We start from the raw sequence: 20,123 nt of genomic DNA, 5'->3' as shown, positions 1-20,123 counted from the left end.
GCCAAGCCCAGTTGTTTTAGCCTGAACCCATGACTATTTTGCGGCAATTATCACCGCATCTTTTTCATGGGTTCTTTAATGTGGCTATTGCAGTGGCCGATTCGGGCCATTGTGCTGTTGATTGTGGCCTGGCTTCCCTTGGGAGTGGAGGTGAGCAGTTTCCCGATCGCCATGCTTTCCGCTGTGGTGATCGGCTTGCTGGGCACCCCGTTGATCTGGCCGCTGAAGCTGCTGCTGGGGCCGGTGTGGGCGGTCACCAGCCTGGGGGGCCTGATCAGTCCGGTGAGCCTGCTGTTCAACTGGGCAATCACCGTGGTGCTGTTTGGTCTGGCGGCTTGGTTGATCAAGGGATTCCGCCTCAAAAACGGAGTGGTGAGCGCGATTCTCGGCGGCGTTGTCTATGCCGTGTTGTCGGCCGTGATCCTGCGGATCCTTGGCCTTGATGTCGACTTCACTCGTGCAGCTGCCCTAATCACCACAGCTCCGGTGGTTTGACCCCGAGAATGGGGGCATGGTTCCGTTTGAACTCCACGCCCCCTACCAACCCAAGGGAGATCAGCCCACGGCCATTGCCGGGCTGGTGCAGGGTGTTGATGGGGGCGAGCGCTACCAGACCCTGCTAGGCGCCACCGGCACCGGTAAGACCTTCACGATCGCCAATGTGATCGCCCAGACCGGGCGTCCTGCTTTGGTGCTGGCTCACAACAAAACCTTGGCGGCCCAGCTCTGCAATGAGCTGCGGGAGTTCTTCCCGAATAATGCTGTTGAATATTTCATCAGCTACTACGACTATTACCAGCCGGAGGCGTATGTGGCTGTCTCCGACACCTACATCGCCAAAACAGCTTCGATCAATGAAGAGATCGACATGCTGCGCCACTCGGCGACCCGTTCGCTGTTTGAACGCAACGATGTGATCGTTGTGGCTTCTATTAGTTGTATTTATGGTTTAGGTATCCCCAGTGAATATCTAAAAGCTGCAGTCAAGTTTAAGGTGGGCGATACCCTCAATTTGCGAGGCTCCCTGCGGGAGTTGGTAAACAACCAGTATTCCCGCAACGACCTGGAGATTTCCCGCGGTCGTTTTCGGGTGCGGGGAGATGTGCTGGAGATCGGCCCGGCCTATGAAGACCGGCTGGTGCGGATTGAGCTCTTTGGTGATGAGGTTGAGGCGATCCGCTACGTGGATCCCACTACCGGGGAGATCCTGCAAAGCCTCGACACAATCAATATCTATCCGGCTAAGCACTTTGTGACGCCAAAGGAGCGGCTGGCGGACGCGATTTTGGCCATCCGCCACGAGATGCGTGAAAGGCTCGATGTACTTAACGGTCAGGGGCGGCTCCTAGAGGCCCAGCGGCTGGAGCAGCGCACCACCTACGACCTTGAGATGCTCGAGCAGGTGGGCTACTGCAATGGCGTGGAGAACTACGCCCGCCATTTGGCCGGGCGAGAGGCGGGCACGCCGCCAGAATGCCTGATCGACTATTTCCCTAAAGACTGGCTGCTGGTGGTGGATGAGAGCCACGTCACCTGCTCCCAGCTGCAGGCGATGTACAACGGCGACCAGTCGCGTAAGCAGGTGCTGATTGAGCACGGCTTCCGCTTGCCCAGCGCTGCCGACAACAGGCCGCTCAAGGGTTCGGAGTTCTGGGAGAAGGCCCAGCAGACGATCTTTGTGAGTGCCACTCCAGGTAACTGGGAGATGGAGCAGAGCAGTGGCCAGATTGTGCAGCAGGTGATCCGCCCCACCGGGGTGCTCGACCCGATCGTGGAGGTGCGTCCTAGTGATGGTCAGGTGGACGACCTGCTCGGCGAGATCCGGGTGCGGGCGGAGAAGAACGAGCGAGTGCTTGTGACCACGCTCACCAAGCGCATGGCAGAAGATCTCACCGATTACCTGGCAGAAAACGGCGTGCGAGTGCGCTATTTGCACTCGGAAATCCACTCGATTGAGCGGATCGAGATCATTCAAGATCTCAGGAATGGCGAATACGACGTGCTGGTTGGCGTTAATCTCCTGCGGGAAGGATTGGACCTGCCTGAGGTATCGCTAGTGGCGATTCTTGATGCCGATAAGGAGGGTTTCCTGCGGGCCGAGCGCTCCTTGGTTCAGACCATTGGCCGGGCTGCCCGCCACATCGAAGGCAAGGCGATTCTCTATGCCGACAACCTCACCGATTCGATGGCTAAGGCCATCTCAGAAACCGAGCGCCGCCGCGCCATTCAGCACGCCCATAACGTTGAGCACGGCATCACCCCCACCCCTGCAGGCAAGCGGGCCGGCAATTCGATTCTCTCCTTTCTGGAGATGTCACGGCGGCTCAACGACGACCAGCTGGAGGAGGCCACCGAGCAGGCCGAGCACAACAATGTGCCGCTGGATGCCTTGCCGGAGCTCATCCAGCAGCTTGAAGAGAAGATGAAGGGGGCTGCTAAAAATCTCCAGTTTGAAGATGCTGCCAACTTGCGCGACAAGATTAAAAACCTGCGCCAGAAGTTGGTGGGGAAGCATTAGGGCGGATCTTAGTGGTCAACGACCGGCGGCCTTGAGCACGATCTTGATAGTTTTGACCATGATCAGTAGATCCAGCCAGAGACCGGCGTTGCGCAGGTAGAAAAGGTCGTAGCTCAGTTTCAACTCCGAATCCTCAATGCTTGAGGTGTAAGGCATGTTCACTTGGGCCCAGCCGCTGAGGCCGGGCCGCACCCAGTGGCGCAGGCGGTAGTTGGGGATTTCCGCCTCTAGCTGACCCTCTAGTTCGGGCCGTTCCGGACGCGGGCCGATCAGGCTCATCTCCCCTCGCAGCACGTTGATCAGCTGGGGCAGTTCATCGAGCCTGGTGCGACGCAGCCATTGGCCGATCGGAGTTATGCGCGCATCCTGCTCTGCTGCCCATAGGGCGCTTCCCGTTTCGGCAAGGGGCACCATGGTGCGGAGTTTCAGCACAGCGAAGGACTGGCCCAGTAGCCCGGTGCGTTGTTGCCGATAGATCACGGCTCCGCCGTCCTGTGCTCGGATTAATAGGGCGGCCAGCGCCACGACCGGGCTGGTTAACACCAGCAGCACAAGGCTGATCAACACATCGGCGAAGCGCTTGAGCTGCTGCTCAAACGTGCTCTTGGTGCCATCGATGCGGCTCGAAAACAGCAGCCATTGATCGCCCACCCAGTGGGGAGGAATGCGCTGTAGCTCTTGCTCCGCAATGGCCGCCAGAGACAGCACGGGGTGACCCTGCCCCACTACCTCTTGGCACAACTGTTGCACGTTCGCTTCGGCGGCTACGCCACTGCTAAGTGCGATGGTTGCGCTGGGGGCGTCGCGTTCCCAGAGCGTGGAGCTGAACGGCAGGATTGGCGGCAGGGTATTGCTGCCGTAGCTGCGTCGCCATTCCTTGGCGATGGCCGCCACTTCCTGGGGCAGGGCCACGATCTGCCAGGCAGGTTGGGAGGAGAGATGTTGGCTTTGGCGCAGCCCCAGCCGCACCAGGGCGCTCCAGAAGGAAACCAGGCTGAACATGGGAATCAGGCTGCCTCGGTGCAGCAGGCTGATGTCTTGAGGTACCCGCAGCAGCCAACCCAGCAGGGCGCCCGCCACGATGCTGGCGGCGCTGGTGATTCCGAGCCGCAGCAGCAGTTGTATCCAGCGCAGCCGCGTCAGTTTCAGCAGGCTGTATGAGCCGAACAGCCAGCCCAGGCTCAGGTAGATCAGCACCAGGGCCAGCAGCAAGAGCTGTTGATTGGCAACACTGCTCTGGCGCAGGCCGTTCACGGTTAACGCTGCGGCAATTAACCCGGCAGCATCCAGACTTGCCGCAAGGACAAGGGGAAGGCGGTGGTGGCCCCAGTTCATGCCATGGATACCTCGACCTCGCCAGGCGACTCGGTGCCTTCGGCCCGATGTTGCGCGATGCCACCCAGTGCAAATGCGGCGTGCACTGCCTGTAGAGCTGCTACCCCATCGGTTTCGGCTACGACGCAGCTGGTGCGGATCTCGCTGGTGGCGATCAGTTCGATGTTGATGCCTGCGTCGGCTAGGCAGCGGAACATGCGGGCCGCGGTGCCTGGGGTGAATGGCATACCGGCCCCTACTGCGCTGATTCGGGCTATGGCGGGCCCCTCTTCGAAGCTGGAGCCGGGCCATTGGCGCAGTAGGGGCGCCAGGGTCTGCTGCGCCCGCGTCAGATCGTCGCGTTTGAGCACGAAGCTCATATCGCGGCTTGGCCCCGCGTGGGTGCGCTCGGATTGCACGATCGCGTCGAGGCTGATGCTGGCGTCGGCCAGGGTGCGGCAGACGGCCGCGGCGGTGCCGGGGCGATCGGGCAGGCGCCTCACTGCCACCTGGGCCTGATCGCGGTCGAGGGCGACGCCGCGGACAGCCGGATCCCCCTGATGGCAGGGCCTGGGATCGCGGCGCAGCTGCTGATCAGGCAGCTCGAAGGCTTCGGCAGCGGCCCGCAGGGCCCGATCCGCCTGGTCTCCAGCCACCAGGCAGCTCACCTTCACCTCGCTGGTGGCAATCAGGCGCAGGTTGATGCCTGAGCGGGCCAGGGTGTCGAACAGCCGGGCAGCCACCCCCGGCCGGCCCATGATCCCGGCGCCCGAGATGCTCAGCTTGGCCAAGCCGGCTTCGGCGCTCAGCTGGGCGCCGCCATCGTTGAGGGTCGCGCCCATGGCGGCCAGCACCTCGCTGCACACCAGCTGGGCCCGGTCGCATTCAGCGGCGGCCAGGGTGAAGGCGATGTCGTTCGAGCTGCCCTCGTGGGTGGCTTGCACGATCAGATCCACGTTGAGACCGGCGGCGCCGAGGGCCTCGAACAGCTGGGCGGCCACCCCGGGCCGGTCGGGCACGTGGGCGAGGGCCAGCACGGCCTGGTTTGTTAGGAGTTCGGCGCCATCCACCGGCTTACCTAGCTCCAGACCCTCATGGCCAATTGGCCTGGGGGCGCCGCTGGTGAGCAGGGTGCCGGGCTGCTCGCTCCAGCTGGAGCGCACCACTAGGGGCACGCCGTAGTTGCGGGCGATCTCCACCGCCCGCGGGTGCAGCACCGAAGCCCCCAAGCTGGCCAGCTCGAGCATTTCATCGCAGCTCACCTGGGCCATCAGTTGGGCGTCGGCCACCTTGCGGGGGTCGGTGGTTAGAACCCCAGGAACGTCGGTATAGATCTCGCAGGTATCGGCGCCCAGGGCTGCTGCCAGGGCCACCGCCGAGGTGTCGGAGCCGCCGCGGCCCAAGGTGGTGATCTCGGGGGTGCCACCGGCGCCGCTGCTGGTGCCCTGGAAACCAGCCACCACCACCACCTGACCATCAGCGAGCAGGCGTCGTAGCCGTTCGGTGCGGATCTCCAGGATGCGGGCGCGGCCATGGGCTGATTCGGTAACGATGCCCGCCTGGGTGCCTGTCATCGACACCGCCGGCACGCCCTCGGCGTGCAGTGCCATGGAAAGCAGAGCGATAGATACCTGTTCGCCGGTGGCTAGCAGCATGTCCAGCTCCCGCTGGGGTGGGTTGCTACTGATGGCGCGGGCTAGGCCGGTGAGCTGGTCGGTGGTGTGGCCCATCGCTGACACCACAATCACCAGCTCGTGGCCCTCCTCACGGCTGCGGGCTATGCGTCGGGCCACTGCCTGAATGCGCTCCACATCGGCCACCGAGGTGCCGCCAAACTTCTGAACCAGCAGGGCCATGGCGGGGTGCGGCGGTGGGCGTCAGTGAAAGAACGGTCAATTATCCGTCTTGGTCCCTGAGGGGTTGAGCAGGAAGCCGTCGCGGAAGGCATCGCCGGCATCACTGCCCCGCTTGAGGGCAGCCTCCACTGAGAGCAGCTGGCTGAGCAGGCGCAGGAAGACGGCGGGCCGGCGGCCGCGGATCTGCTTGCGCATCACATAGATGCGTTTGGGATTGCCGATGCCGGCCGCTTTAGCGATCACTGCTACGTCGCTTTCACCTTGCTGGTCGAGCAGGGTGACCCAAAGCCAGCCGCGGATCTGGCTGCTGAGGGCGGCAACGATGCGCAGGGCCGGTTCGTTGGCCTCCAGCAGGGCATCGAGCCGGGCAATGGCGTCGGCTGGCTGGCCAGCCAGCAGGGCATCGCCCACGGCGAGGGAGCTGGTGGTTTGACCGCCCACCAGGGCCTGCACGGCGGCGAGGGTGATGGGATTGGCGTAGAGGCTGAGCTTTTCAAGCTCGCTGGCGAGGCGGGCGCTGTCGTTGCCGATGGCATCGGAAAGGGCTGCCGCTGCGGCTGGCTCCAGCTTCAGACCCAGCTCCCGGGCCGTGCGGCTCACCAGCTCCACCTGGCCGGCGCCGTCCCAGATGGCTGGCAGGGCAAAGCTTTGCTCGCTGGCCTGGCCAGCCTTCACCAGCTTCTGCAGGGCTTTGGTGGTGCGCAGCCGGGCATCCGGCTTGCCGGAACTCACCAGCACCAGATGGCAGCCATCCGCCACCTGGGCCAGGGCGGCCTCGAAACGCTCGGCCAGCTCAGCTGGGCACTGGCTGCAAAACGGACTGCGTTGCAGCACCACCATGCGGCTGCCGGCGCCAAAGGGCGGCGTGCGGGCCTCCTCGAGGGCCTGGGCCGCCTGGCCGGTGTCGTTGCCATCGAGGCGGCTGAGGTTGATGGTGGCCCAGCTGGGATCCACCTGCGCCTGCACCAGCGCTTCGACGGCACGGTTGCGGGCAGCCTCGTCGTCGCCCCAGAGCAGGTGAATGGGCATGGGTGGTGTGCGGTGCTCAGATCCGCAGGGCGCTGAGCACCGGATGGAGCTCAGTCTGGGCCAGGGCCGGATGGTCGGTGACCAGCACCACTGCGCCTGACTGGATCGCAGTAGCAAGTTCGATGGCGCAGCTGTCGTCGAGCTGGGGTTCCTGGCGGCGCAGACGCACGGCGGCAGCGGCGATGGCTCCATCGCTGGGGATCAGTTGCCAGTGATGGGGATTGTTGAAAGCCTGGATGTAGCGCTGGGTCAGGGCCTCGTCGCCGCGGGCCAGGGGCCCTTCAAGCACCCGCATCAGGCTCAAGCTGCTGACAACCCCAATCCAATACCCAGCCGCTATGCCATGCATCAGGGGCTCGAGGTGTTTGCCGGCGCCCTTGGCGTCGGCCAGAAAGGCCACCAGCGCGGTGCCATCAAGGGCGATCCGGGAGCCGTGGGCTAGCAGGCGGGGGTTGAAGGCGTCTTGGCGGGGCAGGTTCTGTACAGTTTGTACAAAAGCTGGCGGTGGCGGTGCTGGCCGGGCTGGTTGGCGTTGCTGGGGATCCCAGCAGCCCCTGCCGCTGCCTTGTAGGGCCATCAGGCTCTGGATTTGACGTTGGCGGAGCAGGGGATCGACCGGTGCCTGTCCTGCCAGTGGCACCAGGGCGGCCATGGGGGTGCGGTGGCGCTGGATCACGATTCGCTCGCCTGCCGCCGCTCGCTCCAGCAGTTCCGGTAGGCGGCGCCTGGCCGCCTCGACGCCCAGGGTGGTGTCAGGCATGGGTGTGCACGAATCTGTACAGACCGTACAAGCTGTACAACCTGTACATAATTAAGGACAGCGCTGCTGGTGATTGATGCACCGCTCAGAAATGGGTCATGAGAAATGGACCGGAACATGAGTAATGCTGAAACTGCGGCTCTTGGCGGAGTCCCTTCCCTGGATCACCCGATTTTTAGTGAGAGCTTGCGGCTGATCCGGCAGTTGCCGGGCACGGCGGCGGCGCTGGCGCCGCTCAGCCCCCTGCAGCAGGACGTGCTGCTGCGTCTGATTCACAGCAGCGGTGATCCGGGTTTGGCGGCCGATCTGGTTTGCCCCGCCACCGCATGCGCCGCCGGCTTGGCGGCGTTAGCTGCCGGGGTGCCGATCCTCACGGACACGGCAATGGCGGCCGCGGCTGTGGCACCAATGGCGCGGCGCACCTTTGGTAATCCGGTGCGCAGTGTGCTCGATTGGGCACCTGAGCAGGCTCCGGCGGGTTCCACCCGGACTGCGGCGGGCATGGCGGCGGCGCTGGCCGGGCAGGGCCAGCCAGGCGTGGTGTTGATCGGCAGCGCTCCCACGGCCCTGGAGGTGCTGCTGGAGCTGGTTGCCTCAAAAGCAGTGCCGGCACCAGCCCTGGTGATCGGCATGCCGGTGGGGTTTGTGGGAGTGGCGGAGAGCAAGCGTCACCTGGCTGAGAGTGGCCTGGTGCATATGCGGCTCGAGGGCTCCAAAGGCGGAGCCGGCCTGGTGGCAGCGGCCTGCAACGCCTTGCTGCGGGCTGCCTGGCTTCATGCGGCGAGCGCTCCGTCGGCCCCGCTAGGTTCGTCCTGATCCACCCGCACGACGCTGTTGGCTTCGATGCGGCCCAGCACCTGGCGGGCGCGCAGCACCACCGCGGCGGGCACGCCAGCTAGGCGGGCGGCCTCGATGCCATAGCTGCGGCTGGCGCCGCCTGGGGCTACCTGGTGCAGGAATATCAGGGCGTCGCCGGTTTCCTGCACCAGCACCTGGGCATTGGCGACGTTGGCCAGCTGGCCGGCCAGGGCGTTGAGTTCGTGGTAATGGGTGGCGAAGATGCTGCGGGCGCCGATGCCGCCGCGCTCGGCTGGCGTGGCCAGGTGCTCGGCCACGGCCCAGGCGATCGAGAGGCCGTCGAAGGTGGCGGTGCCGCGGCCGATCTCGTCGAGCAGCACCAGGGAGCGCTCGCTGGCGTGGTGAAGGATGTTGGCGGTTTCGGCCATCTCCACCATGAAGGTGGATTGGCCGGCGGCTAGGTCGTCGCCGGCGCCGACGCGGGTGAACAGGCGATCGGCGATGCCGAGGCGGGCCGAGGTGGCTGGGATCCAGCTGCCCATCTGGGCCATCAGCTGCAGCAAGCCGGTTTGACGCAGGTAACAGCTCTTGCCGCTGGCGTTGGGGCCGGTGAGGATGATCAGGTCGGGGCGGGGGGCGGCCTCGGGGATGGCACCAAGAACCACGCTATTGGCGGTGAAGGGCTCTTCCACCAGCAATTGCTCCACCACCGGGTGGCGGCCGGCTTCGATCTGCAGCAGGCGGGCCTCGGGACCGGCGGGGTCGGTGATTTCGGGGCAGCAGTAGCCGCTGGTGGCGGCCACCTCGGCTAGGGCCCCGATGGCGTCGAGCTCGGCCACCAGGCGCGCAGCTGTGCGGATGGCGGCGGCCTGCTCGCCTACCTGGGCGCGGAGGGTGCAGAACAGTTCGTATTCGCGCTGGGCGGCGCGGGCCTTGAGCTGCTGGATGGCGCCCTCGCGGTTGCGCAGGGCTGGGGTGACGAAGCGCTCCTCGTTGGCCAGGGTTTGGCGGCGGATCCAGTGCTCCGGCACCGCTGCCGCCTTGGCCTTCGACACCGCCAGGAAGTAGCCGAAGGTGCGGTGGTATTGGAGTTTGAGGCTGGTGAGGCCGCTGAGCCGGCGCTCTTCCGATTCCTGCTGGGCTAGCCAGGTGTCCTGGTCGTCGAGCTGGTTGCGCAGCTCATCGAGGGCCGGATCAACGCCGTCGTGGAACAGGCCGCCCTCGGTGAGCGATAGGGGTGGGGTGTCGAGCAGGGCGTGGCGCAGCTCGCCGGCCAGGCTTTCAAGCTCGGGCCAGGGGCGGGCCAGGGCCTGCAGCGGGGCGCTGGTGGCGTTGGTGAGCTGGGCGGCCAGCTGGGGCAGGCGCTCGAGGCCATCGGCCAGGGCCACCAGATCCCGGGCCGAGGCGCTGCCGGCGCCGGCGCGGCCGGCCAGGCGTTCCAGGTCGCCCATCGGGCGCAGCAGCCGGCGCAGGGTTAGTCGCAGGCCGCGATCGGCCACCAGCTCGCTCACGCCGCCCTGGCGCTCGAGGATCGCCGCGCGCTCCACCAGCGGCGCCTGCAGCCAGCGGCGCAGGCAGCGGCCGCCCATGGCGGTGTGGGTGCGGTCGAGCGCCCAGAGCAGGGAGCCGTGCACGCTGCCGCCCAGCTGGGTTTTGGTGAGCTCCAGGTTGCGGCGGGTGGCGGCGTCGAGCACCAACTGGTCGCCGGCCTGCCAGGTGGTGGGGGGATCCAGCGGCACCCGGGCTTGGCTGGTGTCGTCGAGGTAAGCCACCAGGCCACCCGCCGCGCGCAGGGCCAGCGGCGCTTCGCCGAGCCCCAGGCCATCAAGGCTGGCCAGGCCGAAGCGCTGCTTGAGGGTGGCGGAGGCTTCCGGCGCCTCAAAGGGGGTGCGGGGCAGGGGTGTGAGCCGCAGGGCCTCGGGGCACCAGGTGGGGCAGGGGCCGGCATTGGCACTTGCGGTGGCGGTGGCGCCGGGCCAGAGCACTTCGGCGGCTTCCACCTGCAGCAGCTCCTGGTGCAAGCCGGCACTACCGCTCCGCTCGGTGACCCGGAATTCACCGGTGCTGACATCGGCCACCGCCAGGCCCCAGCACGCGCCCTCCATCACCACGGCGCAAAGCCAGTTGTTGAGGCGGGCTGCCAGCAGGCCCTCTTCAAGCACCGTGCCGGGGGTGAGCACCCGGGTGATGCCGCGCTTTAGCAGTTCGCCTTTGGCCGGGGTGCTTTCCAGCTGGTCACAGAGGGCGACGCTGAGGCCGCGGCGCACCAGCTCAGCGCAGTAGCGCTCGGCGGCATGGTGGGGAATGCCCGCCATCGGCACTCGCCCGACAGCTTTGCCGCCCTCCTTGCCGGTGAGGGTGAGCTCCAGCAGGCGCGAGAGGGTGATGGCGTCTTCAAAGAAGCACTCGAAGAAGTCGCCGAGGCGGTAGAGCAGCACCCGGTCGGGATGGGCGGCCTTGAGCTCCACGTAGTGACGCAGCATCGGCGTCAACTGCTCTGGTGCCACCAGGCCGTGGTGGTGCCAGGGGGGCAGGTCGGAGTCGGGGCTTGGGCTTGCTGTGGTTGCGGCCGGCGGGGCAGCTAGGGCGGCTTGGCGCTGACGGCTGCGGGGCCGGGTTGGGCCGGGTTCGGGTGCGGGCTGGGGCTCTTCGGCCAGGCCCAGGGCGGCGGTGAGCGAAAGCTGTTGTTCGGCTTCCGCGGCCACGGCCCTTTCCTGGTGAGGTTGGATCGTAGGTCGACTAGCCGGTGGCTTCATGTTGTGAAGCAGGGCCCCGGCTGACCTGGGTCTGCGTGTGAGAATCTCGCAACCGATCGGCGTGTAGCCGCTGCTAATCCATGCAGATCCTCAACACCCTCACCGTTTTGGCTCTGGTGGTGCTGTCGTTCGCCTTGATTGTGGCGGTGCCGGTGCTGTACGCCAGCAGTGAAGATTCAGGTCGCTCCAATCGCCTGATCCTGCTTGGCGGCCTCGCCTGGGTGGCCCTGGTGCTGCTCAACTGGGGCATGAGCATCTTTGTGGTCTGAAGCGTGGCGATTTTTGAAGGGCGGTTCACCGATACGGCTGGTCTGCGTATCGCGGTGGTGGTTGCCCGTTTCAATGACCTGGTGACCGGCAAGCTGCTGAGCGGCTGCCTCGACTGCCTCTCGCGCCACGGTGTCGACACCAGTGATGCCAGTGCCCAGCTGGATGTGGCCTGGGTGCCCGGCAGCTTTGAGATCCCCCTGGTGGCCCAGCGCCTGGCGGCCAGTGGTCGCTATCAGGTTGTGATTACCCTGGGGGCCGTGATTCGCGGCGACACCTCCCATTTCGACGTGGTGGTGGCCGAGGTAAGCAAAGGCGTGGCTGCCGTGGCCCGCGACACCGGCGTGCCCGTGATCTTTGGTGTGCTCACCACCGACACCCTGCAGCAGGCCCTAGAGCGGGCCGGCATCAAGAGCAACCTGGGCTGGAATTACGGCCTGCAGGCCCTGGAGATGGGCAGCTTGATGGCGGCTATTCCCGACTAAAGGCGCCGGGCCGAAGGTGCTTGGTTTGGTGGTGCTACTACGCGGGTGCGGCGGCCGTAAGTGGCGGGTTGTTGGTTTCGGCTGCCTGGGTTTCCCTTGCCTGGGTTTCCTTTGACCGGGTTTCTCCTGACTGTGGGAATGCTGGTGGTGCTGTTTCGACGCTATGCGGGAGGTTGTACAGCTGTACAACTTCTTTGACAGTGCCCATCAGCGCAACCCTTCCTTCGCCCCCGCCGCCGCCATGACCACGGTTCCGCTAGCTCAGGCTCGCCAGCAGTTGTCCGGCTTGCTCGATCGCATACAAGCTGGTGAGTGCGTGGTGATCAGTCGCTACGGCAAACCGGTGGCGCGGCTGATTCCTGAGCTGGCAGGCCAGGCTGGAGCGGAGCTTTGGCTTGAGCGCTTACGTCGTCTGCACCAGGAGGCAGGCCATGGAGCCGTTTGAACCGTGGCGGCGCATGGGTAGCCATGGCTAAAGAGTGCTGCTGCTATGAATTGGTTGGAGCGGGTGGGGGAGGGGCTGCTGAGGGTGAGTGCGTGGAGTGTGATGGAGCTCGAGGGGGAGCTCGATAGCCAGGCCGCGCAACGGTTGCTAGATGGCTTTTTGGCGGAACGTTGTCCGGTGGTTTGTTTTGAGCCGGACGACTTTGCGATGGTGCGCCACCGCCAGCGCTACAGGCCTGGCATTGCAGCCCTGCCCCTTTTGCTTCAGCTCCAGCTTGCCTATCGCCTGGGCCTGTTGCCGGCGACCCTCGATCGGGATCTAGCTGAGGCGGCTGGCGCGCTTTCCTATCCGGTCGAAACCCCCGAGGCCCCTGAAACTCCTTGTTTTACCAGTAGGGCCTGGGGGGCTGCATCGCGGAAGCCCAGCTGCTGATAAAAGCCAGCACTGTTGGTGGTCATCAAATAAACGCGCTCAACGCCGCGCAGGGCGGGGGCGGCCAGCAGGGCCTCAACCACCCGGCGGCCCAGGCCTTGGCCGTGCAGGTCGCCGGCTACCACCACATCCCAGAGCACGGCGCGATAGATCCCATCGCTGCTGGCCCGGCCGAAGCCCACTAGGCGCTTGCCATGCCACAAGCTCACCACCACGGCGCTGCCAGCCAGCAGGCGGCGCAGCTGCCCGTGGCTGCGCTGCTGGGCCCAGAAGGCGTGCTTGTTGAACAGGCGCTGCAGCTTCCACAGGCCCCGGGTAGGGCGCAGGCCTGGCCCAAAGCCAAACCAGCGCAGGCCAGGGGCACCAGGGGCGTGGATTAGTAGGCGCAGTGCTGCCATGGCAGCATTCTCCCAGCGGAGCGTTCCCTATGACCCGTAAGGGAATAATTTTGGCCGGAGGCAGCGGCACTCGGCTGCATCCGATTACGCAGGCGGTGAGTAAGCAGCTGCTGCCGGTGTACGACAAGCCGATGATCTATTACCCGCTCAGCACGTTGATGCTGGCGGGGATTCGGGAGGTGCTGGTTATCAGTACGCCCCATCATTTGGCATCTTTTGAGCGGTTGCTGGGAGATGGCAGCGCTTGGGGCATGGAGATTCAGTACGCCATCCAGCCGAGTCCGGATGGTTTGGCGCAGGCTTTTTTGATCGGCGCTGACTTTCTCAATGGGGCTCCGGCGGCACTGGTGCTGGGCGACAACCTGTTCCATGGCCACGATTTGATTCCCCAGTTGCAGGCCAGTAATGGCGGTGCGGCCGGAGCCACGGTGTTTGCCTATCCGGTGCGGGACCCCGAGCGCTACGGGGTGGTGGAGTTTGCGCCAGACGGTCAGGTGCTGAGCCTGGAAGAGAAGCCAGCGCGGCCCCGCTCGCGCTATGCGGTAACAGGCCTTTACTTCTATGACGATTCGGTGGTGGAGCGGGCGCGTCACATCCAGCCGTCACCCCGGGGCGAGCTGGAGATCACCGACCTCAATCGCCAATACCTGGAGGAGGGGTTGCTGCGGGTGGAGCTTATGGGCCGGGGCATGGCCTGGCTGGATACGGGCACCTGCGATTCGCTGCATGAGGCCGGCAGCTACATCCGCACCCTGGAGCATCGCCAGGGGCTGAAGGTGGGCTGCCCTGAGGAGGTGGCCTGGCGGCTGGGCTGGATCAGCGCCGACCAGCTCGCCGCCCTGGCTGCACCGCTGCGCAAGAGCGGCTACGGCGACTATCTACTGCAACTTCTGGAGACCCCCGATGCAGGCTGAAGTACTCACCACGGCGGCCGGCGTGCCCGTTCAGGGACCGTTGCTGCTGACGCCGCGGGTGTTTGGCGACGAGCGGGGCTTCTTCTTCGAAAGCTGGAACCAGCAAGCCTTCAACGCTGCCGCCGGCGACACCGCCTTCGTGCAGGACAACCACTCGCGCTCCAGCCGCGGCGTTTTGAGGGGCCTGCACTACCAGCTGCCGCCCCATCCCCAGGGGAAGCTGGTGCGCTGTGTGCTGGGGGAGATCTTCGATGTGGCGGTCGATATTCGCCGGAGTTCGCCCACGTTTGGCCAGTGGGTGGGGGCAGTGCTGAGCGCCGACAACAAGCAGCAGCTGTGGGTGCCGGCGGGTTTTGCCCACGGCTTCCTCACCCTGAGCGAGCAGGCCGAGGTGCTCTACAAAACCACTGATTTCTGGAGCCGAGAGTGTGAGCGCGCCATCCGCTGGGATGACCCTGCGCTAGTGATTGCCTGGCCCCTCGAGGCCTTGGCCGGAGCCCTACCCCAGCTGTCGGGGAAGGATGCTGTGGCGCCGCTGTTAGCTGAGCTGTCTCCTGCCGATCTGTTCAGCTGAGGTCAGAGTGCCAGCCAGTTTAGGCCTTTGAAGCGATCGAAATCGCGATCGAAGCTCACCAGCCGCCAGCCGTTGGCGATCACCAGGGCGGCCAGATAGGCATCGGTTTGAAGTCGGGCTGGCAGCTCGGCGCTGGAAAGCAGGGTGTGAAAGAGGTCCCAGCCGTCGTGCTCCGGTGCTGCCATGGCCACACCGGGTTGACGGCGGAACGCCTGCAGCAGATCGGAGGCTTCCGCTGAACCCAGAACGGATGCGCCCATCAGCTTTGGTTGGCTCAATAGCCTTACCAGCCCTAGGGCCGTGACCGTACAGAACAGCACCCGGCCGGAGGCTTGCTGTTCCCAATAGGTCAATGCCTGTGCGTGGTGAGGGTGCTGTGTTGCGGCCAAGGCCAGCCACACGTTCAGATCGGGCAGATCCGCTGGGTCGGAACGGGTGTTCAAGAGTCCAGCAGCTCAAACAGCGTGGCGTTGCTCAGGGTGTTGCTGGACATCGAGAGCGGGCTGTTCAGCCGGGGTAGGCCTGCTGCTTTGCGCTTTGGTGCCGTCGTTGGGGGAGCTGCGTTGAGACCCTGTTCCACGTAGTTGCGCAACAGTTGCTTGAGGGTTGTCTGCTCACCGGCTGCGCGGGCCTTCAAGCGGGCAAACAGGGGGTCGGGCAGCTCCAGGGTGGTGCGCATGGCCGAGGCTGCAGGTGTGCGCATCTTAGTGCGCATCAAGGTGGCTGGCTTGGCAGCGCTGCTGCTCACAATGGTGTCAAGTTTGTCCTTGCCCCAGCCATGAAGGTGCTGCTCACCGGCGCCACCGGCCAACTTGGCCAGGCGCTGATCGCCTCCAGGCCGCCCGAGGAGGAGTTGATCGCCTGCAGCCGCGGCGAGCTGGATCTGGCCGATGCCGAGGCTTGCCGGGCGGCGGTGCAGCAGCATCGGCCCGATTGGGTGCTCAATGCCGGCGCCTACACGGCGGTGGACAAGGCCGAAAGCGAGCCGGAGCTGGCGGCGGCGGTGAATGCCGGCGCGCCGGCGGCCTTTGTTGAGGCGCTGGCGGCAACGGGCGGCCGGTTGCTGCAGGTGAGCACCGACTTTGTGTTCAACGGGGCCCAGGGTTCGCCGTATCGGCCCGAGCAGCGGCTTGATCCGCTCGGTGTGTATGGCGCCACCAAGGCGGCGGGGGAGGCGGCGGCGCTGCAGCTGCCGGGGGCGCGGGTGCTGCGCCCCAGTTGGGTGTATGGGCCGGTGGGCAAAAATTTCTGTCTCACGATGCTGCGCCTCCACGCTTTGAAGGCCGCGGCGGGCGAATCCTTGGGGGTGGTGGCCGATCAGGTGGGCTGCCCCACCAGCACCCTCACCCTGGCGGCGGCCTGTTGGCGGGCGATCGGGGTGGGCGCAGATCCCGCCGCAGATCCCAGCGGCCCCCGCATCCTGCACTGGAGCGATGCCGGCGCCGCCAGCTGGTACGACTTCGCCGTGGCGATTGGCGAGCTGGGGGTGCAGGCCGGCTTGCTGGAGCGGGCCGGCAGGGTGAAACCGCTCACCACAGCCGATTACCCCACGCCGGCCCAGCGCCCCAGCTATTCCCTGCTGGATTGCACTGCCAGCCGAGTAGCCCTGGGGCTGGAGCCGTTGCACTGGCGCGAGGGGTTGGCTGAAGTGTTGCGCTGCATGGCTGCAGCCCGTCCTTAGCCTGGGTACACCCTTTTCATCCGCCATGGCTGCCTCGGATGTGAGTTGGCTGCAGCTCCTGTTGCAGCAGCGCGCTCAGCGGCGATGACGGTGCATGACGCCATGGCCAGCGCCAGCATTGCGGGACTCCCGCAGGAGGCCACCGAGCGGATTCTGGCGCTGTTGGCAGAGCATCCCTCCATCCAACGGGTGGAAAGGCTCCGGACATGGGCCTAGCGGAGCTGCTGGTGCTGGGCGCCCAGCTCGACGATCTGCTGCTGCCCTGGCAGATCGATCTGCAGCTGCGCCACCTGATCCGCCATCCAGAATTGCTGGGGCACATCGACCGGGCGGGGATCACCCTGCATCCGTAGCTGGGCCTATCGCCTTTCCCGGCGATCACCGCAGCAGATGCACGGGTTCGCCGGCTTCGCTCAGCAGGCGCGCTGCTTCGCGGTCGAAGGTGGCCAGCTGCTGGCTGCCCAGCTGCCGTCCGCCGAAAGCGATCACGCCATCAGCGAAATCGCCGCCCCATGCGAGCAGCTTGAGCCCGGCTGTCACGGCCGGTCGATCGGCCACCACGCTGCTGCTGGCAAGCAGCGCTTCGATGGCGCTGACGCAGTCGTGGTTGGAGAAGCGGTAGACACGGCGCAGCACCCAAACCAGTTCGCACAACACAGGGAGGGGGATCGCCACCAGCTCCGCCTGCTCCAGCAGCGCACTGGCTGATTTGGCCTGCTCGGGATCGTCCTGCACCAGGGCTCGCACCAGCACGTTGGTGTCGGCCGTGATCTTCATGGGCTGGTGCTGGGTTGGGCGTTTGCGTCGCCGAGCCCGGCCCAGCCGGCGGCGGCGGCCAGATTCAGCTCCTCCAGGCTGGCGCAGTGGCTGCTGCGGCCTGCCAGCAGGCCGATGAAGCTGTTGATGCTGCCGGTGGCTTGCTCGGCGTGCAGCTCCAGCCGGCCGCCAGGCAGCACCTCCACATCAATGCGCTGGCCAGGCTGAATGCCCAGATGGGCCAGGAGATCCTTGCGCAGTGTCACTTGCCCTTTTCGGGTGACGGTGAGGGACCGCGATCTTTTGCGCCTTTGCGTTGGGGGCTCGACCATTGCAATGGGCACCTTCGATCTTGATTGTAAGGCGTTTTTCCCTTGCTGATTAGATTGGTTTCTGTGGACATCGCCAACCTGATCGAGCAGCGCTGTGATTTGACCCTACGTCGATTCACAGCGCAGGTTTAGCCCGCCATTCCCCCGTACTCCTCAAGCACTGAGATCACATCTCGGACTCGCCTGGCATTGCGTTCGGAGGGGTCGATCAGCTGTTTGGGGGTGTCATGAAATCTGTACAAGTTGTACAGATTTTGGACGCTTTCAGCTCAGCCTCAGGCATCGGCCAGGCGGCCGGCGCGGTTGGCTTAGCGATCGGTCTGCTTGGCCAGGCTCAAGGGGATGTTGGGGCTTTCTGGGTTCACGGTGATCGACTGCAGCTGGGGCCGCAGCACGAGATCCATGTCTTCCATGGGGATGGCCCCCAGCAGCACCTCGTTGCCCAGCACCATGGCGCCGGTGAAGCAGCGGCGGTTGGCGAAGCGCACCTCAATGGGGCCCATGTAGGGCACCGTGCGCCGGTGTCCATCGGCCAGGATCACCTCCCGCTGCTCCAGCTCTCGCAGCTGCAGCTGGATGGCGACGTGCTCAGGGATGCAGAGGTGCACGGCCCCGGAATCGGCCAGGGCCCGCACCTCCAATCCCTGCAGCTCGGGGCTCGAGGGGTTGGAGAGCTGAACGGTGCCGTAAATCAAGCCCATGGGGTCAGGTTAAAGGCGTTTTGCCCGTAGGCATGCCCCCCTTCCGTGGGGATGGTTTGTGGAACAACGTTCCCCGGTAGCCTCATAAAAGCTTGATTGATCCCATGCCCTCACTGCTGCCCGAAGGGATCAATCGAGTACTGGTTACCGGCGGCGCCGGCTTCATTGGCGGCGCGCTGGTGCGGCGGTTGCTGGAGGACACCACCGCCACGGTGTTCAACCTCGACAAGATCGGTTACGCCAGCGATCTCACCGGAATTGAACGCCTGGGCCCCGAGGCGGGCCAGCGCCACCAGCTGCTGCGGGTGGACCTCCCCGACGCCGATGCCACAGCCGCAGCCGTGCGCCAGGCCGATCCCGACCTGGTGATGCACCTGGCAGCCGAGAGCCACGTGGATCGCTCGATCGATGGGCCTGCGGCGTTCATCGAGAGCAACGTGAGCGGCACCTTCAACCTGCTGCAGGCGGTGCGGGCCCATTGGGAGCAGCTGCCGGCGGAGCGGCGCGAGGGCTTCCGCTTCCACCACATCAGCACCGATGAGGTGTTCGGCTCGCTGGGCGAAACGGGACGCTTTTCCGAAACCACGCCCTACGACCCCCGTTCGCCCTATTCGGCCAGCAAGGCCGCCAGCGATCACCTGGTGAGCGCCTGGCACCACACCTACGGGCTGCCGGTGGTGCTCACCAACTGCTCCAACAACTACGGCCCCTGGCAGTTCCCCGAGAAGCTGATCCCGGTGGTGATCCTCAAGGCGGTGGCTGGTGAGCCGATTCCCCTCTACGGAGACGGTGCCAACGTGCGCGACTGGCTGTATGTGGAAGATCACGTGGAGGCGCTGCTGCTGGCGGCCACGCGGGGGCGGCTTGGGGAGAGCTACTGCGTGGGGGGTGCCGGCGATCACGGCTCCCCCAGTGAGCGCACCAACCGCGACGTGGTGGAAACGATCTGCGCGCTGATGGATCAGCTGCGGCCCCAGGGTGCTCCTCATGCTCGATTGATCACCCGTGTGGGCGACCGCCCCGGCCACGACCGGCGCTATGCGATCGATGCGGCCAAGATCACCACCGAGCTGGGCTGGACACCGCGGCACAGTTTTGAGCAGGGTCTGGAGGCCACGGTGCGCTGGTATGTCGAGAACCAGGGCTGGTGCGACTTGGTGAGGGTGCAAGCCGGGTATCAGGGACAGCGGATTGGCTTGGTGGCTGGAAATGCACGTGGGGGTGGGTGAATTGGCACTGGCAGACTTCTTGGATGGCCAACAAATGAATGTGTTCCCTTGGGCCTAGTGGATATGGTTGTAAGTTTCTGAAGTGTTGGCTGCAGAGAGTGTCTTGTTGCCTTTCCGGTAAGGAGCAGGATGAGTGGCCTTGGCCTGAGGTCCCCTTTTTATGCTGAATCGAGACGGTGACTATTGCTTGCTGCTTTCCTGAAGCTGTATTCGGTCAAGCATCGGGAATACATGAGTTCGAAATGACTTGACAATGGGCTTTTCAAGGCCCAAGTGAATAATTGTGGATACTATTGAGCACACGGCAACAGCGAAAATTGCAGCCATTATATTGGTATTGTATCTAAGACTAGGGAGCTCGTTTTGCAAGGTTCTGGCCATTTCCAGAATGATCGTATGGATTAGATACAGTGCATAAGAGGCAGACCCAATTAGCAATAGTAATGGGTGCTCGATTCTTTTGCCGACGCTGTGCAGGAGCAAGACGCCAAGAACAAGGGCAAAAGGTGCAAAGGGATATATATGGCACTCCTGCTTGGGCGGCTATGTACAAGCTTATGAGCAATAATGATAGGACCTGAAGTATCTTTTTTGGGGCTACGTCTTTTAATTTGCGCCATGCATAATAGGTTGCTATGCCTGCGCTAAAATATGGAATATAGCCGCTCGAATAAAACTCGAGATAGCCTATGCCTAGTCCACTCGTCAAGAAGCCGACCATCCAAAATATAGTTATTATGACAGCGGTTATAGGGCACCTCGAAAAATCGCAAGACCGCTTGATAGCGACCGAATTTGAATTATACTAAGGCTTCAAGATTACATGCTTTCCATGGGCCAGCGAGGTTTCTGGGACGAACAACAAAGAGTTGCAAAGC

General features: G+C 64.6%; 24 protein-coding genes. 12 read left to right on the top strand and 12 right to left on the bottom strand.

What is annotated here, in order from left to right; translation table 11 throughout:
* Positions 1-66: 66 nt before the first annotated feature.
* Complete coding sequence (locus KBY83_RS10045; protein WP_255019429.1) at positions 67-495, top strand: phage holin family protein; 429 nt, start codon at positions 67-69, stop codon at positions 493-495.
* A 16-nt stretch (positions 496-511) separates the two neighbouring features.
* Entirely contained in the window at positions 512-2,518 is a 2,007-nt protein-coding gene (gene uvrB, locus KBY83_RS10040) for an excinuclease ABC subunit UvrB (RefSeq protein ID WP_255019428.1), read from the top strand.
* Positions 2,519-2,533: 15 nt separating this feature from the next.
* Here uvrB and KBY83_RS10035 read toward each other — a convergent pair whose 3' ends face one another.
* From KBY83_RS10035 to KBY83_RS10020, 4 genes are all read right to left on the bottom strand, one after another.
* The gene (locus tag KBY83_RS10035) at positions 2,534-3,772 is read right to left on the bottom strand and encodes a sugar transferase (protein ID WP_255019427.1); all 1,239 of its coding nucleotides are present in this window, start codon (positions 3,770-3,772) and stop codon (positions 2,534-2,536) included.
* Between the two features lie 77 nt (positions 3,773-3,849).
* Entirely contained in the window at positions 3,850-5,688 is a 1,839-nt protein-coding gene (locus tag KBY83_RS10030; protein ID WP_255019425.1) for an aspartate kinase, read from the bottom strand.
* A gap of 36 nt (positions 5,689-5,724) precedes the next feature.
* Positions 5,725-6,717 (bottom strand): DNA polymerase III subunit delta, encoded by a 993-nt coding sequence (holA, locus tag KBY83_RS10025; RefSeq protein WP_255019423.1) that lies wholly within the window; start codon positions 6,715-6,717, stop codon positions 5,725-5,727.
* Between the two features lie 16 nt (positions 6,718-6,733).
* On the bottom strand, positions 6,734-7,477 hold the full coding sequence (locus tag KBY83_RS10020; protein WP_255019421.1) for a hypothetical protein: 744 nt from the start codon (positions 7,475-7,477) through the stop codon (positions 6,734-6,736).
* Between the two features lie 117 nt (positions 7,478-7,594).
* On the opposite strand from KBY83_RS10020, the gene KBY83_RS10015 reads away from it, so the two are divergent.
* Complete coding sequence (locus KBY83_RS10015) at positions 7,595-8,293, top strand: precorrin-8X methylmutase (protein WP_255019419.1); 699 nt, start codon at positions 7,595-7,597, stop codon at positions 8,291-8,293.
* On the opposite strand, the gene mutS is transcribed toward KBY83_RS10015, so the two are convergent.
* On the bottom strand, positions 8,251-11,031 hold the full coding sequence (gene mutS, locus KBY83_RS10010; protein WP_255019418.1) for a DNA mismatch repair protein MutS: 2,781 nt from the start codon (positions 11,029-11,031) through the stop codon (positions 8,251-8,253). The genes KBY83_RS10015 and mutS overlap by 43 nt on opposite strands.
* Positions 11,032-11,111: 80 nt before the next feature.
* On the opposite strand from mutS, the gene psbZ reads away from it, so the two are divergent.
* The 4 genes from psbZ (at position 11,112) to KBY83_RS09990 (ending at position 12,660) form a co-directional block, all read left to right on the top strand.
* Positions 11,112-11,300, top strand: coding sequence for a photosystem II reaction center protein PsbZ (psbZ, locus tag KBY83_RS10005; RefSeq protein WP_106632462.1), 189 nt, complete (start codon positions 11,112-11,114; stop codon positions 11,298-11,300).
* A gap of 3 nt (positions 11,301-11,303) precedes the next feature.
* Positions 11,304-11,783 carry a 6,7-dimethyl-8-ribityllumazine synthase gene (ribH, locus tag KBY83_RS10000; protein WP_255019416.1) on the top strand — a complete coding sequence of 160 codons (480 nt, stop codon included), beginning with the start codon at positions 11,304-11,306 and terminating at the stop codon, positions 11,781-11,783.
* 163 nt (positions 11,784-11,946) lie between these two features.
* Positions 11,947-12,228 (top strand): type II toxin-antitoxin system Phd/YefM family antitoxin, encoded by a 282-nt coding sequence (locus KBY83_RS09995; RefSeq protein ID WP_254998733.1) that lies wholly within the window; start codon positions 11,947-11,949, stop codon positions 12,226-12,228.
* Positions 12,229-12,273: 45 nt separating this feature from the next.
* Positions 12,274-12,660, top strand: coding sequence for a hypothetical protein (locus tag KBY83_RS09990; RefSeq protein WP_255019414.1), 387 nt, complete (start codon positions 12,274-12,276; stop codon positions 12,658-12,660).
* On the opposite strand, the gene KBY83_RS09985 is transcribed toward KBY83_RS09990, so the two are convergent.
* Positions 12,573-13,058 (bottom strand): GNAT family N-acetyltransferase, encoded by a 486-nt coding sequence (locus tag KBY83_RS09985; RefSeq protein WP_255019412.1) that lies wholly within the window; start codon positions 13,056-13,058, stop codon positions 12,573-12,575. The two genes, KBY83_RS09990 and KBY83_RS09985, sit on opposite strands and share 88 nt — an antisense overlap.
* Before the next feature lie 29 nt (positions 13,059-13,087).
* Between KBY83_RS09985 and rfbA the strand changes: the two genes are divergently transcribed.
* Entirely contained in the window at positions 13,088-13,972 is an 885-nt protein-coding gene (rfbA, locus tag KBY83_RS09980; protein WP_255019410.1) for a glucose-1-phosphate thymidylyltransferase RfbA, read from the top strand.
* Positions 13,962-14,546 carry a dTDP-4-dehydrorhamnose 3,5-epimerase gene (gene rfbC / locus KBY83_RS09975; protein ID WP_255019408.1) on the top strand — a complete coding sequence of 195 codons (585 nt, stop codon included), beginning with the start codon at positions 13,962-13,964 and terminating at the stop codon, positions 14,544-14,546. Before rfbA ends, rfbC begins: the two co-directional genes overlap by 11 nt.
* A gap of 2 nt (positions 14,547-14,548) precedes the next feature.
* Here the strand turns inward: rfbC and KBY83_RS09970 are convergent, their stop codons facing one another.
* On the bottom strand, positions 14,549-14,989 hold the full coding sequence (locus tag KBY83_RS09970; protein ID WP_255019406.1) for a TA system VapC family ribonuclease toxin: 441 nt from the start codon (positions 14,987-14,989) through the stop codon (positions 14,549-14,551).
* Positions 14,986-15,225: a hypothetical protein gene (locus tag KBY83_RS09965; RefSeq protein ID WP_255019404.1), complete on the bottom strand. Its 240-nt coding sequence runs from the start codon at positions 15,223-15,225 to the stop codon at positions 14,986-14,988. The genes KBY83_RS09970 and KBY83_RS09965 overlap by 4 nt, the downstream gene beginning before the upstream one ends.
* 99 nt (positions 15,226-15,324) lie before the next feature.
* On the opposite strand from KBY83_RS09965, the gene rfbD reads away from it, so the two are divergent.
* Positions 15,325-16,227 carry a dTDP-4-dehydrorhamnose reductase gene (gene rfbD, locus KBY83_RS09960; protein WP_255019401.1) on the top strand — a complete coding sequence of 301 codons (903 nt, stop codon included), beginning with the start codon at positions 15,325-15,327 and terminating at the stop codon, positions 16,225-16,227.
* Positions 16,228-16,433: 206 nt separating this feature from the next.
* Positions 16,434-16,580 (top strand): hypothetical protein, encoded by a 147-nt coding sequence (locus KBY83_RS09955; RefSeq protein WP_255019399.1) that lies wholly within the window; start codon positions 16,434-16,436, stop codon positions 16,578-16,580.
* 25 nt (positions 16,581-16,605) lie between these two features.
* On the opposite strand, the gene KBY83_RS09950 is transcribed toward KBY83_RS09955, so the two are convergent.
* From KBY83_RS09950 to KBY83_RS09940, 3 genes are all read right to left on the bottom strand, one after another.
* On the bottom strand, positions 16,606-17,004 hold the full coding sequence (locus KBY83_RS09950; protein WP_255019396.1) for a type II toxin-antitoxin system VapC family toxin: 399 nt from the start codon (positions 17,002-17,004) through the stop codon (positions 16,606-16,608).
* Positions 17,001-17,249 (bottom strand): AbrB/MazE/SpoVT family DNA-binding domain-containing protein, encoded by a 249-nt coding sequence (locus KBY83_RS09945; RefSeq protein WP_255019394.1) that lies wholly within the window; start codon positions 17,247-17,249, stop codon positions 17,001-17,003. The genes KBY83_RS09950 and KBY83_RS09945 overlap by 4 nt, the downstream gene beginning before the upstream one ends.
* A 374-nt stretch (positions 17,250-17,623) precedes the next feature.
* Positions 17,624-18,016, bottom strand: coding sequence for a clan AA aspartic protease (locus tag KBY83_RS09940; RefSeq protein ID WP_255019392.1), 393 nt, complete (start codon positions 18,014-18,016; stop codon positions 17,624-17,626).
* Positions 18,017-18,120: 104 nt separating this feature from the next.
* Here KBY83_RS09940 and rfbB point away from each other — a divergent pair, with 104 nt between their 5' ends.
* Positions 18,121-19,245, top strand: coding sequence for a dTDP-glucose 4,6-dehydratase (gene rfbB, locus KBY83_RS09935; protein WP_255019390.1), 1,125 nt, complete (start codon positions 18,121-18,123; stop codon positions 19,243-19,245).
* Between the two features lie 180 nt (positions 19,246-19,425).
* On the opposite strand, the gene KBY83_RS15520 is transcribed toward rfbB, so the two are convergent.
* Positions 19,426-19,767 (bottom strand): hypothetical protein, encoded by a 342-nt coding sequence (locus tag KBY83_RS15520; RefSeq protein WP_396093822.1) that lies wholly within the window; start codon positions 19,765-19,767, stop codon positions 19,426-19,428.
* Positions 19,768-20,123 lie beyond the last annotated feature (356 nt).

This window comes from Cyanobium sp. WKJ7-Wakatipu, from assembly GCF_024345355.1.
In the GTDB taxonomy this organism is placed as follows: Bacteria; Cyanobacteriota; Cyanobacteriia; order PCC-6307; family Cyanobiaceae; genus Cyanobium_A; species Cyanobium_A usitatum.
This window is presented reverse-complemented; position numbering and strand designations above follow the sequence as displayed.

What these genes read in the sequence shown, in the direction of transcription:
- KBY83_RS10045 (WP_255019429.1), top strand. Translation starts at nt 67, where the DNA reads ATGGGTTCTTTAATGTGGCTATTGCAGTGGCCGATTCGGGCCATTGTG.
- uvrB (WP_255019428.1), top strand. Translation starts at nt 512, where the DNA reads ATGGTTCCGTTTGAACTCCACGCCCCCTACCAACCCAAGGGAGATCAG.
- KBY83_RS10030 (WP_255019425.1), bottom strand. Translation starts at nt 5,688, where the DNA reads ATGGCCCTGCTGGTTCAGAAGTTTGGCGGCACCTCGGTGGCCGATGTG.
- holA (WP_255019423.1), bottom strand. Translation starts at nt 6,717, where the DNA reads ATGCCCATTCACCTGCTCTGGGGCGACGACGAGGCTGCCCGCAACCGT.
- KBY83_RS10020 (WP_255019421.1), bottom strand. Translation starts at nt 7,477, where the DNA reads ATGCCTGACACCACCCTGGGCGTCGAGGCGGCCAGGCGCCGCCTACCG.
- KBY83_RS10015 (WP_255019419.1), top strand. Translation starts at nt 7,595, where the DNA reads ATGAGTAATGCTGAAACTGCGGCTCTTGGCGGAGTCCCTTCCCTGGAT.
- mutS (WP_255019418.1), bottom strand. Translation starts at nt 11,031, where the DNA reads ATGAAGCCACCGGCTAGTCGACCTACGATCCAACCTCACCAGGAAAGG.
- psbZ (WP_106632462.1), top strand. Translation starts at nt 11,112, where the DNA reads ATGCAGATCCTCAACACCCTCACCGTTTTGGCTCTGGTGGTGCTGTCG.
- KBY83_RS09995 (WP_254998733.1), top strand. Translation starts at nt 11,947, where the DNA reads ATGCGGGAGGTTGTACAGCTGTACAACTTCTTTGACAGTGCCCATCAG.
- KBY83_RS09990 (WP_255019414.1), top strand. Translation starts at nt 12,274, where the DNA reads ATGAATTGGTTGGAGCGGGTGGGGGAGGGGCTGCTGAGGGTGAGTGCG.
- KBY83_RS09985 (WP_255019412.1), bottom strand. Translation starts at nt 13,058, where the DNA reads ATGGCAGCACTGCGCCTACTAATCCACGCCCCTGGTGCCCCTGGCCTG.
- rfbA (WP_255019410.1), top strand. Translation starts at nt 13,088, where the DNA reads ATGACCCGTAAGGGAATAATTTTGGCCGGAGGCAGCGGCACTCGGCTG.
- rfbC (WP_255019408.1), top strand. Translation starts at nt 13,962, where the DNA reads ATGCAGGCTGAAGTACTCACCACGGCGGCCGGCGTGCCCGTTCAGGGA.
- KBY83_RS09965 (WP_255019404.1), bottom strand. Translation starts at nt 15,225, where the DNA reads ATGCGCACCACCCTGGAGCTGCCCGACCCCCTGTTTGCCCGCTTGAAG.
- rfbD (WP_255019401.1), top strand. Translation starts at nt 15,325, where the DNA reads ATGAAGGTGCTGCTCACCGGCGCCACCGGCCAACTTGGCCAGGCGCTG.
- KBY83_RS09955 (WP_255019399.1), top strand. Translation starts at nt 16,434, where the DNA reads ATGGGCCTAGCGGAGCTGCTGGTGCTGGGCGCCCAGCTCGACGATCTG.
- KBY83_RS09950 (WP_255019396.1), bottom strand. Translation starts at nt 17,004, where the DNA reads ATGAAGATCACGGCCGACACCAACGTGCTGGTGCGAGCCCTGGTGCAG.
- KBY83_RS09940 (WP_255019392.1), bottom strand. Translation starts at nt 18,016, where the DNA reads ATGGGCTTGATTTACGGCACCGTTCAGCTCTCCAACCCCTCGAGCCCC.
- rfbB (WP_255019390.1), top strand. Translation starts at nt 18,121, where the DNA reads ATGCCCTCACTGCTGCCCGAAGGGATCAATCGAGTACTGGTTACCGGC.